General features: G+C 31.4%; 15 protein-coding genes. 1 reads left to right on the plus strand and 14 read right to left on the minus strand.

Translation table 11 applies throughout. From position 1 onward, the window contains the following. Positions 1–115 precede the first annotated feature (115 nt). The 4 genes from T1L09_RS00315 to T1L09_RS00330 form a co-directional block, all read right to left on the minus strand. Positions 116–469, minus strand: a complete 354-nt coding sequence (locus tag T1L09_RS00315; protein WP_322548948.1) for a transposase — start codon at positions 467–469, stop codon at positions 116–118. Positions 470–521: 52 nt separating this feature from the next. After that, positions 522–692 carry a hypothetical protein gene (locus T1L09_RS00320; RefSeq protein ID WP_322548949.1) on the minus strand — a complete coding sequence of 57 codons (171 nt, stop codon included), beginning with the start codon at positions 690–692 and terminating at the stop codon, positions 522–524. 12 nt (positions 693–704) lie between these two features. After that, positions 705–1,157: a DUF5675 family protein gene (locus T1L09_RS00325; protein WP_322548950.1), complete on the minus strand. Its 453-nt coding sequence runs from the start codon at positions 1,155–1,157 to the stop codon at positions 705–707. Positions 1,158–1,225: 68 nt separating this feature from the next. Then, positions 1,226–2,029, minus strand: a complete 804-nt coding sequence (locus T1L09_RS00330; RefSeq protein WP_322548951.1) for a hypothetical protein — start codon at positions 2,027–2,029, stop codon at positions 1,226–1,228. A 97-nt stretch (positions 2,030–2,126) separates the two neighbouring features. On the opposite strand from T1L09_RS00330, the gene T1L09_RS00335 reads away from it, so the two are divergent. Further along, positions 2,127–2,618: a thermonuclease family protein gene (locus T1L09_RS00335; RefSeq protein WP_322548952.1), complete on the plus strand. Its 492-nt coding sequence runs from the start codon at positions 2,127–2,129 to the stop codon at positions 2,616–2,618. A gap of 106 nt (positions 2,619–2,724) precedes the next feature. Here T1L09_RS00335 and T1L09_RS00340 read toward each other — a convergent pair whose 3' ends face one another. The 10 genes from T1L09_RS00340 to T1L09_RS00385 form a co-directional block, all read right to left on the minus strand. Then, positions 2,725–3,216: a hypothetical protein gene (locus tag T1L09_RS00340; protein WP_322548953.1), complete on the minus strand. Its 492-nt coding sequence runs from the start codon at positions 3,214–3,216 to the stop codon at positions 2,725–2,727. Between the two features lie 189 nt (positions 3,217–3,405). After that, positions 3,406–3,870 (minus strand): hypothetical protein, encoded by a 465-nt coding sequence (locus T1L09_RS00345; RefSeq protein WP_322548954.1) that lies wholly within the window; start codon positions 3,868–3,870, stop codon positions 3,406–3,408. A 253-nt stretch (positions 3,871–4,123) separates the two neighbouring features. Continuing rightward, complete coding sequence (locus T1L09_RS00350; protein WP_322548955.1) at positions 4,124–4,522, minus strand: hypothetical protein; 399 nt, start codon at positions 4,520–4,522, stop codon at positions 4,124–4,126. A 164-nt stretch (positions 4,523–4,686) separates the two neighbouring features. Then, a complete protein-coding gene (locus tag T1L09_RS00355) occupies positions 4,687–5,538 on the minus strand; it encodes a M23 family metallopeptidase (protein ID WP_322548956.1) in 852 nt (283 codons plus the stop codon). Positions 5,539–5,683: 145 nt separating this feature from the next. After that, positions 5,684–6,577, minus strand: a complete 894-nt coding sequence (locus T1L09_RS00360) for a hypothetical protein (protein ID WP_322548957.1) — start codon at positions 6,575–6,577, stop codon at positions 5,684–5,686. Between the two features lie 6 nt (positions 6,578–6,583). Further along, complete coding sequence (locus tag T1L09_RS00365) at positions 6,584–6,946, minus strand: hypothetical protein (RefSeq protein WP_322548958.1); 363 nt, start codon at positions 6,944–6,946, stop codon at positions 6,584–6,586. Between the two features lie 778 nt (positions 6,947–7,724). After that, positions 7,725–8,402, minus strand: a complete 678-nt coding sequence (locus T1L09_RS00370; RefSeq protein ID WP_322548959.1) for a DUF2461 domain-containing protein — start codon at positions 8,400–8,402, stop codon at positions 7,725–7,727. Then, positions 8,395–8,862 (minus strand): DUF1905 domain-containing protein, encoded by a 468-nt coding sequence (locus T1L09_RS00375; RefSeq protein ID WP_322548960.1) that lies wholly within the window; start codon positions 8,860–8,862, stop codon positions 8,395–8,397. The genes T1L09_RS00370 and T1L09_RS00375 overlap by 8 nt, the downstream gene beginning before the upstream one ends. A 923-nt stretch (positions 8,863–9,785) precedes the next feature. Then, on the minus strand, positions 9,786–10,079 hold the full coding sequence (locus tag T1L09_RS00380; protein ID WP_210791346.1) for a putative quinol monooxygenase: 294 nt from the start codon (positions 10,077–10,079) through the stop codon (positions 9,786–9,788). A 100-nt stretch (positions 10,080–10,179) separates the two neighbouring features. Beyond that, the gene (locus tag T1L09_RS00385; protein ID WP_322548947.1) at positions 10,180–11,040 is read right to left on the minus strand and encodes a helix-turn-helix domain-containing protein; all 861 of its coding nucleotides are present in this window, start codon (positions 11,038–11,040) and stop codon (positions 10,180–10,182) included. Between the last annotated feature and the right edge of the window lie 849 nt (positions 11,041–11,889).

The raw sequence follows: 11,889 nt of genomic DNA on the forward strand, positions 1-11,889 counted from the left end.
TTGATTCCAATCTCCCGAAGTGTTCGATTTACGCCAATTTCTGAACGCGTTACCATGTGAATGATTTCTTGTTTTTCGGATACTGTAAGTCGCATATATTTCTTAAACTTTTCAGTTAATCCAGCATATCCAAGCTTTTTTTTACAATATCGTAGCGTAAAACTAAATCGGCAATCATGACTTTTAAAGCCTGATTTTCTTTCTTGAGTTCTGCTACTTCATCACTGGTAGCTTCTCTTGTGGTATCACCTGCTAAACGCTTTTTACCAGCTTCTAAAAACTCTTTGTTCCATTTGTAAAACTGAGATTCATTAATGGAATACTTTCTACACAATTCTGCAACTGACATTTCTGCTCGTAAAGCTTCCATGACAATTTGGATTTTCTGTTCGGAACTAAAGATTCTTCGTGTATTTCTACGAATCTCTTTGATGAAATTCTCTGCTGTTTTTTTATTAGGTGTTTTCATACTATTTCAAAGTTAATAATTTTTGAAAACACTCTCTTAGTTTTTGTCTAAATCAGTCCACTTTTTGCTGACGATTTACAAAAGCCATCGTTTTCACTTCAACCAAATCTTTTTCCATACTCTTAAAATCGGTGTGCAATTGCTTGATAAAATAAGCCACAATCGAGAGTAGTAAGGTGATGAGTGTTCCAAAAAGTGTAGCGATGATGTTTATGTTTTCCATTTGTGATACTTTTTAAAATTGAAAATTATTTTCAATTACAATTTTGTTGTTTGGTTCTCTTGCCAGTGCTACCAATTTTGGATAAATCATTTTGTAAGCTGCCACACTTTGAGCAACTTGATAATTACCATCAACAAACTGGAAACCAAAACCACAAAGCGGACAACCGGCAGTATCTTTTATGGTATTTCCGGTATGGATATACACAAAGCTGAAGTTGGGTAAACCCGAAATCTCAATCATTCCTTCGTGCAGCTTTCCAAATGCTTTTTTATAATCCACATTTTTAGCTCCAATAGTGTTCAACTTCAAACTAAAAATACCTTTTGGAATGGCAGTTTGAGAAGGTATTTTAACTTCTCTAATTTTATCTTCTAACAAATAACATTGAAAGATGCCGTTAATGTATAACTGGCTCAATGTACTTTCCTTTCCTTGTGCTACTCTTATTATTTTGCTTTCCATAATTGTAATAGATTTGAGTTTAAATAAAAAATCTCTCGTTTTTGGCGAGAGATTTTTTGGAGTTTTTTCTAAAAAGCATCCTCGACTTTCAAACAGTTTCCACTTGCAAACAAGTAGAAATTTCCACCTACTTGTTGGTAGAACTCAATTCCGATACATTGTAAAACAGTAACATTTACTGTTGGAGTTGCTCCACCAGGTAAAGTTGCAGTTAATGTAGTTGCAGGAACTGGAGCATACAAATCCAAGAAACCACTGTATTGAATATCGTTTACCTCATTCAAGTCAGCATCCATAGGATCATAACTGTTTGTGGTAGCGTTGTATTCAAAATCACTCACTACAGAAAGTGAAGTAATCAAACGGAAATGCGTTGCACCAGATGGAGCATTAACCAAATTCGCTGGATTAAAAGCAGCCACAACAAAATCTCCACTTGTTCTGTCAACTTCGTGAGTTAAAGAATAAGGAGCGTTGAAAATTCCGTTGAAAGATGTGTTTTTGTCAAACTCAAAACCTTTCAAGTAACTACGTTGTGTAGTAATTTCAATTTTACGGTAACCTCTGGCTTCCGTTTGGTCTTCAAGGTTGATTTTCTTCATAATAGAAGTTAATCTTCCAGTAACTTGGCTGTCGGCCATTTGTTTCATTACTTGAGATAAACCAGTTCGAACAGATTTCCCGGCTTTGGCACAAGCACCAAATTCGTTCATATTCTCACGAGTTCTCTCAAATTCAGGAGCAGATAATACTTGGTCTCCAGTTGGTCCACCAACCATTCCAGCGAAGTAGCCTTCCTGGCCTTTAATTTTGAAGTGTCGGATATCTCCAAGAGTTCCAACGTACTTAATAACACCTTTTTGTCTTGCCATTTTTTTAAGATTTAAAAAGTTAATAATTAGATAAAATTCATAAGACAAATTTCAATGATTATCTTTGAATATCAATAACTTAAATAACTGTAAATCAATGCAATACAACGCAAAAGCACCGTACATAGTGGAAATCCATTGGCAAATTGAAGAAGTACTTGATGGAGATAGCATCATCATTTGCCATCGTTTCACTCAAATGAAAAAAGAAATCCGACTTTATGGTTTAGATGCACCAGAAGTAAAACTAAATAGGAAGATGATAGAGGATGAAGAGAAAAGCAGTTTACCAGCCCAATTATTGCTCCAATTTGGTTTGCAATCCTTGCACTTCGTTTTATCGGTTGCACCTCCAAAAACGACTGTAACTATCATTACAGAACAGGAGAGCTTCTATGATTATTGGAACAGGCAATTAGGATATGTAATATTACCAGGAGGAGAATGTTTAAATGATTTGCTTTTGATCAATGGGTATGCAAAAGCAACAAATAACTATTACTGCGGCAAGCTCGCAGAATACCAAACATTAAACCGCCAAGCACAGCTTAATCAATTGGGTATTTATAGTTCGGTAAAAAGTTTCTGATTTGTTGTACTTATGTTGTACTAAGGGAATTTTAATTTTCGTGAGTATCAATAAAATATACTTCACAAGCGTATTACGGTTAAACGGCTGTTACCAGCAGTATTTTTTATTCCCAAATGGTTTCGTTAGCTAAATATTTAATTTTTTCTGGAAAATATTCAAAGACATCATAAAAATGTCCACTTGTCATATATGCGTTTGGAAAAATTTCGAAAACAGAATCGTTTTCTAATGTTATTCTCATTCCATTAATTTCGACATCAACATATTTTTCAAACTCAACATTTTTAATTTTTTGATTTACAAATTTTTCAAAATGAATATTTTTAGTTAAATCAACAGTTATAAAAGTATCTATTTCTTGACCATTTAAAATTTCATCAAGAGAAGCATATATTTTATCTTCTATTTTGCCGAATTTTAGTTCTACTAAGTTATTGTCAGCTATTAGACGAACATTATGATTTTCTTTTCCATTAGAAATACTTAAAATTATTTCAAATGAAGCATTCGATAAGTTTAACTTGTTTTTATAAGCAGACAATTCAATATAAAGTTCAGCAACTTCTTTTCCAATAAGTAATTTTTTGTCAAACATATTTTAAAATGAATTTTTCTACGGTTTCCGAAATATTGCTGGTAACGTTTTTCGTCTTGGCGATGTAGCGGATTATTAGCACAAAAGCTCAATAGAATTACTGCCGTTGAACCTTGCACAAATGTTTAATAGAAGCACTTCAGCCGCCATATTGCCAAACCGATGTTAGCGGTTCGGCTTTTTATTGTATCAATTTTTAATTTCTATATTGAGTTGTCGTCCATCATTCAAAGCTTTTTTGTCCAATGACATACCAATGACAAGTCCAATAGCCATTCCAATTGGAAGTCCAAGCCCTAGAAGTCCTATGTTTCCAATACTGAGTCCAAAAGCGACTCCAATTGGCAAGCCAATTCCACTCATTCCAAATAGCATCCACATTGTTCGGTAATAATTTTTGGGTACTATTTTCTGTTCTTTTTCAACTTGTTTTAAGATTGCTGTTTGTTTTTGTTTCACAAGTTTAGTCAATTGAGTTCCACTTAGAGTTGATGAATTTAGATTGTTAATACTTTCATTTATAGATATTTCAACATTTTCGTTTAATTCTTTTTTTCTTAACTCGTTCAAAAGTTCGTTAAATTGAGTATAAATTCTATTTAATTTGTTGTCAGTTGAAATGTCTTGTCTGATATTTAATTCTTTAATAGTCATATTTAGATTATTTAATTATTTTTTAGATGGTTTTTGTTATAAGCTGACTGCTAACGTTTTGCAGCTAAAAGAAGTGGCGACGAGCCAAAACCAAGCCAAAACAAATATAACGCAAACTTTTGAATTTTCGGAGAAAATTCTGAAGTATGCCCTTGCCAAAGCCATTACTTTTAACTGCTGTTGTGCGACGATTAAACTTTTTTGTTTTTAGTTTCTTTTAAAAAATTTAATTATTTTCTAATATGTGAACTTATTACTTTAAAACTCCAATATCTGTTAAAAGTAAACGTAATTCAATTATTTCATTTTCGTTAAAACTACCTAAAATTCTTCTTTTACCATTTTTTAGATCTAGTGAGAATCTTTTATTTCCAAATACATTTTTTTCAGTTAGTTTTTTAATTTCATCAACTTTAATTTTTTCTGCTGTGGATCTTTTAAAGAAATATAAATATAGAGAGATTAAAGAGATAATACCTATTGCTAACCAAAAAAATTCTTCAATTCCAAATTCTGATTTAGTAAATTTTGTTAATCGGATAATAGCATTTATTAAATTCAATATCATTACGACCATTAACATGAAATAATGATTTTTAAGTTCATCTTTTATTTCAATAGAATTTTCTGTTTTGTTGTAATTGATTTTCATTATTTTCAGTTTTTTTCATAAATGTTGCACAACGTTCCCAGGCTTTGCGTGGTTGCGGACTAAAGAAGCCGAAACTATCGGTTAAACACTGAATTCAAAGATACAAAAACAACTTTAAATTAAGCACAAAAACCGCAATCTTGCAAAACCTGTGTTGTAGCCAGTTATTTTTTCAATACGTCTCCTTTTTTCAGGTTTGTTGCTTTTATTCCACCAACAAATTCTATAAGTATTGATTTTAAACCATCATCATTGTTTACAGGTACAAGAGAGCTAAAATGTAAATGTTCTTCAGTACTTTGTCCAGTATTTCCAGATAACGCGATTTTTTGTCCACGATTTACTTTGTCGCCAATTTTTACTAAACTTCCATTTTCTACTAAATGAACATATTGGGTAAAGATACCTGAAGTTGGTTCGTATATTGTTAAGTAATTTGCATAAGGTTTCCATTCTGAACCTTTTCCAGAATATTTGTATTTATCTACAACTCCCACAACAAATCCATCTGTTGCCGAACAAATAGTGTCATTTGTTTTAAGGTCAAAATCTAATGCAAATCTTGACCAATCTGAGTTGTGCGTGAAATTTGTATTATTTTCTTGAATAATTGTATATTTTCTATTTTTAGTAAAAGGTAAATCAAGTTTAATATTTTCAACCTTTTTTGAAATATCTCCCAATCTTGAACTAAATCTAATTTTCTCGTATTTTTTTTGAATATTTACAAAAGTCACAATTGTGTCACTCACAGAGTTTAGTGTTATAGGTATTATTTTATCGAATTCCTTTTGCGTTTGTTCGTCAGAAGAAAAAAACCATACTCTAAGAGGACAATGCAATGGATTTTTCAACTTAATATTTAAAGTATCTTTATTATAACTGACTGATTTCCCAATTTCATATTGATTGTACTTTACGCTTGGCAATACAACAACTGACTTACAGCCCAATAATAACGAAATTATTGTCCATATGTAAATTGAAAATTTTGTTGATTGAGTTCGTTTTTTCATAATTGGCTACAACGTTTGGCCGCTTGGCGAGGTTGCGAACTTCGTAACCGAGATTTTTCCGTTAAAGATAATATTTCTTGCGAAACGGAAACGTGAATTTACCACAAAATTCGCAATCTTGCCAAACGGCGGTTAGCAGATGTAATTATTTTTTTATTTTCATTACTTTGTCTAATAATGGTGCCAAGCCACTTTCTGTTATCGTGTCATTATTCCAAAAACTCATACAACAACTCACATAATTTTCTCGTACTTTACAAGCAACGTAATATATTGTTAGGGTTTTTCCGCCTGACATTCCTGCAAGTAACGATTTTGCTCCTGTAAAATCGTAGATTACTTTTTTAGCTCTTGTTTCAGTTTCTTCAAATATTACGTCAACGTCTTCTTCGGAAAGGACTTTTCCACCTTTTCTACTTTTAGTTACGTTAAATTGATTATCAATTGAGTTTTTTGCACTTTCTGCTGTCTTGTGAACTGACCAATTCATTTCACCATAGTATGGACATTGAACAGTATTTATGTTTGTCCAATTGCAACTATTACCAAGTTCAATTTTTCTACCCGCAAAATCTATACTTTCAATTGTCATTGGCTCAAAAACTTCTTTAGGAATTTCGTCGTTCAATATTAGATTTACATATTTTCTTTCAAAATCTTTATTTTGTTTACCATAATAACCAAACCAAAAAACAGAAACTGTTTTGTTTTTATTTTCAACAAAATAATATGAAATAATCTGATTAATATTTTCCGCTACATTTTCAGATTTTGTTATGAATAAATTGTTGTTTTTTAATGTTTCGTCTTTTGTTTTAACATCACTTTCTTTAATGGAATACTTTCTATAAAGTTTTTTTAATCCTTTTTCTGAAAACTCGTTGCTAAAAGTCTGACTTGAAAAATCAACTCCATCAACATTATAAAAAATGATTGTCTGATTGTTAATTGCTTTAAGTCTTTTTACAAAATCATCATTTTCTTGACTAAAAGAAAGAGTTGAAATAAATGTAATTACTAAAAATAATATCGATTTCATTTTTTGTTATTTTACGATGTTAAAAGTATAAATTGGTTTTCCATCTTTTCCAATAGTTTTAACCCAATTTTGCGGAATTTTTGGGTCATTAAATTCTAAACTGTCTGTTGGAAAAATATTGAATTGAGTAAACCATTTTTCTCGACTTACATCATTTCTCATTGAAACTTTTCTTGCCAAAACACTGTCATTTGATTTTACAGTAAAGCTTTGGTTTATATCGTAAGGACCATTTTGTGAAAATTTCATAACTGATGCGTCAAAGCTAACAGGTTTGTTTGATGTGTTTTTTACATAGAATGTACTCATCGTATAACTTCCACAACTCATTAAAGTTAAAAGTAAAAGAAATGTTGTTATTTTTTTCATTTTCGTCATTTTTGGGATTATATCTGCTAACGTTTTGCGGCTTTGTTTTAGTTTTGCTGATTAAACACAAACCATTCCAAATATAGAAAAATTTTTTAAATAAAAAACAACCAAAATAAAAAAACACTGACCTGCAAAATTGAACAAAACCGTTGTTGTGGTTTCGTAGTAACTTTAATTCAACTTGCGTCAATTCAGAATGAATTTATGTATGTTGAATTTAAAGAATCAACACAAAGAATTTCTACAAAGAATTTCCGCAAAACAATTCACGCAAACTTTTCGACAAAGTTCTGATTTCTGTTTTTAAAATGATTTTGATGAATAAATGATTTTCAGAATCTTTACGTTAAAAACTAAATGTTTTAATGATTTAATATGTTGATGATTTTATTGAATTTTCGCAAAACTATTCAAGTAAACTTTTCGACAAAATTCAGTTTTAAGTTTTCACATTAAAGACAAAATATTAGCAAAATAATTTTCGACAAAGTTGAAGAATCGCAAAATTTTCAAATAAGATTTTCTCCAAAGTAAAGACGCAAAACTTTCAAGAATTCTAGCACAAAGCTTTATTAAATCCAGGTTGAAATTTGCAATAAATATTCATTTGAAAACAAATTTTCAACTATGAACCACAACGGTTTCGGGATTGGCGAAGGTGGCGATTTCCACCACAAATGTTGATGCGGAGAACCAAACTTTGATTAACCACAAATGTGTCTGCGGAGCACTGAACCGCCACTTTTGCCAAACCCGTGTTAGCGGTTCGGGCTTTTTACTCGTCATACTCAATTGCTTTGTTTATGTACTCAATAATTGGTTTTGTTGTTTTAAAAAAGTCCATTATAGTTTTTATACAGTCTTTACTTGTTAGTACCTTGTCCTTGAGCGGTTCTTTAGTGCAAAATCCTTTCATTTTCAGAAATTCACTTGCTGGATTAGTCTCGTTATAGCCGTCTGGTATTTTTTTAAGTTTTCCAACACCTTGTATTCCGTTTGGAAATATTTTTTGAAATTCAGAGGTGGTTATGGTTTTGTTGAAGTCCGTGAATGAATAATCAATCTCTTGACGAATTTTCTTCAAATACTCGGGCGTTGTTTGCCAAACTCCACCACCAACTGAACAATTTTCTGGTTCTATATGAATAAAATATCCTGCCTTGTTAGGCTGTGGGTAATTCTTGTTAAAAACTATTAAGACATAATTTTTGTATGGTGTCTTATCTTTTGAAAACCTTAAATCTCGGTTTACTCTCGTCAAGCACTTTTTAGGGTCTAAGCTGGCTTTTAAAATTGAGTTGTCAATCTTGGATAATTCTTTCAAAAGATTTTCAGTCAATTGAAGTATGTCGCATCTGTAATTTTCGTACAAGTCCCTATTTTGCTCAAACCATTCCCTTGAATTATTTAGTTTAAGATTTGAAAGGAAGTCAAGTGAACTTTGCTTAATCATTGCTTTTGCTTAATTGGTCAATAAATTTCAAAATCACTTTAATTTGTTTGTCTTCCGATTTTGTAGCAGCAATTTTTCCAATGATTTCTTTTTGTTCTTCTTCAGTCAACTTTTTAAAGGTTTTCAAAACTCCTGATTCTTTGAATGTTTCTAAAATTTCCTTTTCGGTAATTTTTTCTTTTGAAGTGAGTAAGTAAAGTGTTACCCTAACCTTGTCACCACCACTTTTATTAATTGCTTTTCTGATTTTGTCATTGATGGAAATTAGTTTGTCTTGGTCTCCTAGTTTTGCGAGGTTGATACTTTCAATTTTATAGTTGTCAATAGTGCCTGCAACTTTCATTGAACCCCATTTGCCAACTATGTGCTTTGTGTTTGGAATTTGGATATGGTAAGTCCAAGCACCTTTGCCGTGTTCATATTTTAACTCTAATATCTCATCTTTTACTAAGTATTCCATTTTGTTACGGGTTGTCTTTTAGCCTGACCGCTAACGTTCCTCGGCTAAGCACAAGTGCCCGCCTCGTCACTATTAGATTGCAATTTAAGAATAATTTTCAATATTCACCTATATTTTCTGATAGGCACTATTTTAGGGCATTTTGCTTAACCGATGTTGTGCGTAGTGGTCTATTAATGAAGTTTGATAATTCCTATCTCAATATTCTAATTCTATTGGTATGTACCACGTAGTCCTCTAGAATGATCCTTAGGCAATTCTTTTCACAATACAGCTCCAATGCAAGTTATTTTAATTGTTTAAAGGTTTCGGCTTTATATTGTTAAAATAGGGGTAAGGCTTGTTGATTATCGCTCGGATTTTAATAGCGCTTGTTTAAGCTAAGTTATTATTGATTATGTTGTTAAGTAGTATTTGTATGAAATTTTACTTGACTTATTGATATTTTTCTTATAACTTAGCCTAAGTCTTTTACGCTGCCAAGCGTTTTGAAATTGAAACTTTCAACGATGTCAATCGAAAAGACTTAAAGCGCTATTATAATCCGTTTCCGTATCAAAAAAGCCTTATGCATTGGTGAGGGAAAAGTCCATTCGAAGAGGATTACGCACAACGGTTCAGGGCTTTGCGAAGGAGCGGAATAGAAAGTAGAAACTTTCAACTTTGCACAGACGTAAGCAAAACCATTTTTTTATTTGCTAATTTACACTTTTTGAGCAAATAAAAAATGGTTTTTGCGGATAGAAAGCACAAACGTTGAGATTAGCACTTTACCCGCTCTTTTGCAAAACCCATGTTGTGTGCTGGGCTTCTTCGTCAGTCTAAGCTTAATTTATTTCCACGCTGTTTTAAACATAGGAAGCCTGTACAAATTCATTTACAGAACTTTGACAGGCTGCCATTTTAGAATAATTGTGGTATGTTTATTTAGCCGCTAAAACGTCCAATTTCTCAATAGATGGTGAAGTAGCCAACAATTCAGGTGCATTTTCCATTAACGCCTTTGCAATCTTACCACCAAGATGTGCTTCTCTGCCTTCTTCATCTGAAAAAGTGTCAAAAATGCCAAATGTAGAAGAGTCTATACGGAACGCATACCAGGTAATAGTACCCGCTTCTTCATTAGCAAGTGGCAATGCACTTGTAATAAACTCTTCAACATTTTTTTCTTTTCCAGCTTTTGCTTTTAGTCGAACTAATAATCCTAATTTTTTCATGTCTTTTTAATTTTAAATTAAACCAATTTTCTTTTAACAAATATAGCTCATTTTAGATTGTGAGGCTTTTTTATTTAGTTCAAAAACTTATGAAAAAAGGTCAACTTTTCATAATGTTTTTTGGACTGTAACCAAATTCATTTTTAAAGGCTGTGCTAAAATTTGATAAGCTGTCATAACCAAAGTCCATATAGATTTCTGATGGTGTCGCTTCATTATTAAGCAATATTTTTTTGGCCTTGTTGAGCCGTTTTAGTTGAAACCATTTTCCTGGAGACTCTTGATATAATTGTATAAATTTTCGCTTAAAAGTAGACAGGCTCATATTGCATAGAAAAGCGACCTCATCAATATTCAAACTCGTGTACAGATTTTTTTCAATGACCATTTTAAAAGATAATTCTCTTTCATTGATTAACAATGAATGTAGATAAACAAAAAAAAATTGCCCATACTTATCAGCCAGATACAGCATAATTTCTTCAAATTTCAATTCCAGAATCTTTTGAGAGATTGTTTGATTCAAGCCATAAATTTGTTGAATAGAATTAATAAAATGGATAATATAATTGTCTTTTTCTATAAGGAAATAAGGACTACTGGTAGCTGCTTTATTAAAGTCATTTGGGTTAAAAAAATGCCCATATTTCAATAAAAAATCATTAATGTTTTTTTGAGAAAAGAAAAAGAGTAGGCAACTATAACTATTTGCTCCTACAATTTCTGTTGTTAAAAAATTTCCCGATGCAAGGAGTAAGGATTGTGTATCATCTATCGAAACGATGTCATTTGAAAAGTGAATGTTCTTTTGTCCGTCCAACAAAAAACTGAATACATTTTTGTTTAGGTTAATCTTATTTTTGGAAACATGTTTATGAACTTCGTAGTTAGCAATTTGTAGGTCTGATGTCTCCTTGTAGTTATTTTCAAATAAATGTTCTGGAAAATTTGTAATGTCCATAATATTGTTGTCTTAAAAAACATTTTGGTAGGGCAAACATATTAATTTTTATTTCAAAAATTGTTTGCTAAAGTTTGGATGAATAGGTCTTTAGCCTTGCACACAACGTTTTGCGGCTAGCTGAAGCCACAAAGATTTAAGACTAACCATTTCAAATATAACCATTTTTTTGAATTATTAAGAAACTTTCCAAAAAAAGACCAAGCGTTTGTGGTTTTAGCTAACCGCTGTTGTAGGTTGTAGCAATTTTAATTCAGGCTGCGTAAATTCGGACCGAATTTATGTAAGTTGAATTAAAATAATCAACACAAAGAATTTCCACTAAACTCTTCACGCAAACTTTTTTCAAAGCAAACATTTTTGTCAAACTGTATTTCCTGATTTAAAAATTATTTGATGAATAAATGATTTTCAGTTTTTCTACCTTAAAAACTAAATTTTTTAATGATTTAATTTTTTGATTATTTCTTTGAATTTTCGCAAAACAATTCACGCAAATTTTTCGACAAAGTTCAGTTTTAAGTTTTCACATTAAACACAAAATATTCGCAAAATTATTTTCGACAAAGTTCAAAAATCGCAAAGTTTTTCAAGTGAATTTTCGGTTTAAAAATAGGGCAGAAGTTGATTTCGAAGCGAATTTTCAAGCTATAACCTACAACGTTTCGCGGCTTTGTTTCATTTTTGCTGATTAAACACAAACCATTCCAAATATAGACAAATTTTTAAATAAAAAACAACCAAAATAAAAAAACACTGACCTGCAAAATTGAACAAAACCGTTGTTGTGGTTTCGTAGTAACTTTAATTCAACTTGCGTCAATTCAGAATGAATTTATGTATGTTGAA

Origin of the sequence: Flavobacterium psychraquaticum (assembly GCF_034497725.1) — a bacterium.
GTDB classification, from domain to species: Bacteria; Bacteroidota; Bacteroidia; order Flavobacteriales; family Flavobacteriaceae; genus Flavobacterium; species Flavobacterium psychraquaticum.

What these genes read in the sequence shown, in the direction of transcription:
- T1L09_RS00315 (WP_322548948.1), bottom strand. Translation starts at nt 469, where the DNA reads ATGAAAACACCTAATAAAAAAACAGCAGAGAATTTCATCAAAGAGATT.
- T1L09_RS00320 (WP_322548949.1), bottom strand. Translation starts at nt 692, where the DNA reads ATGGAAAACATAAACATCATCGCTACACTTTTTGGAACACTCATCACC.
- T1L09_RS00325 (WP_322548950.1), bottom strand. Translation starts at nt 1,157, where the DNA reads ATGGAAAGCAAAATAATAAGAGTAGCACAAGGAAAGGAAAGTACATTG.
- T1L09_RS00330 (WP_322548951.1), bottom strand. Translation starts at nt 2,029, where the DNA reads ATGGCAAGACAAAAAGGTGTTATTAAGTACGTTGGAACTCTTGGAGAT.
- T1L09_RS00335 (WP_322548952.1), top strand. Translation starts at nt 2,127, where the DNA reads ATGCAATACAACGCAAAAGCACCGTACATAGTGGAAATCCATTGGCAA.
- T1L09_RS00340 (WP_322548953.1), bottom strand. Translation starts at nt 3,216, where the DNA reads ATGTTTGACAAAAAATTACTTATTGGAAAAGAAGTTGCTGAACTTTAT.
- T1L09_RS00345 (WP_322548954.1), bottom strand. Translation starts at nt 3,870, where the DNA reads ATGACTATTAAAGAATTAAATATCAGACAAGACATTTCAACTGACAAC.
- T1L09_RS00350 (WP_322548955.1), bottom strand. Translation starts at nt 4,522, where the DNA reads ATGAAAATCAATTACAACAAAACAGAAAATTCTATTGAAATAAAAGAT.
- T1L09_RS00355 (WP_322548956.1), bottom strand. Translation starts at nt 5,538, where the DNA reads ATGAAAAAACGAACTCAATCAACAAAATTTTCAATTTACATATGGACA.
- T1L09_RS00360 (WP_322548957.1), bottom strand. Translation starts at nt 6,577, where the DNA reads ATGAAATCGATATTATTTTTAGTAATTACATTTATTTCAACTCTTTCT.
- T1L09_RS00365 (WP_322548958.1), bottom strand. Translation starts at nt 6,946, where the DNA reads ATGAAAAAAATAACAACATTTCTTTTACTTTTAACTTTAATGAGTTGT.
- T1L09_RS00370 (WP_322548959.1), bottom strand. Translation starts at nt 8,402, where the DNA reads ATGATTAAGCAAAGTTCACTTGACTTCCTTTCAAATCTTAAACTAAAT.
- T1L09_RS00375 (WP_322548960.1), bottom strand. Translation starts at nt 8,862, where the DNA reads ATGGAATACTTAGTAAAAGATGAGATATTAGAGTTAAAATATGAACAC.
- T1L09_RS00380 (WP_210791346.1), bottom strand. Translation starts at nt 10,079, where the DNA reads ATGAAAAAATTAGGATTATTAGTTCGACTAAAAGCAAAAGCTGGAAAA.
- T1L09_RS00385 (WP_322548947.1), bottom strand. Translation starts at nt 11,040, where the DNA reads ATGGACATTACAAATTTTCCAGAACATTTATTTGAAAATAACTACAAG.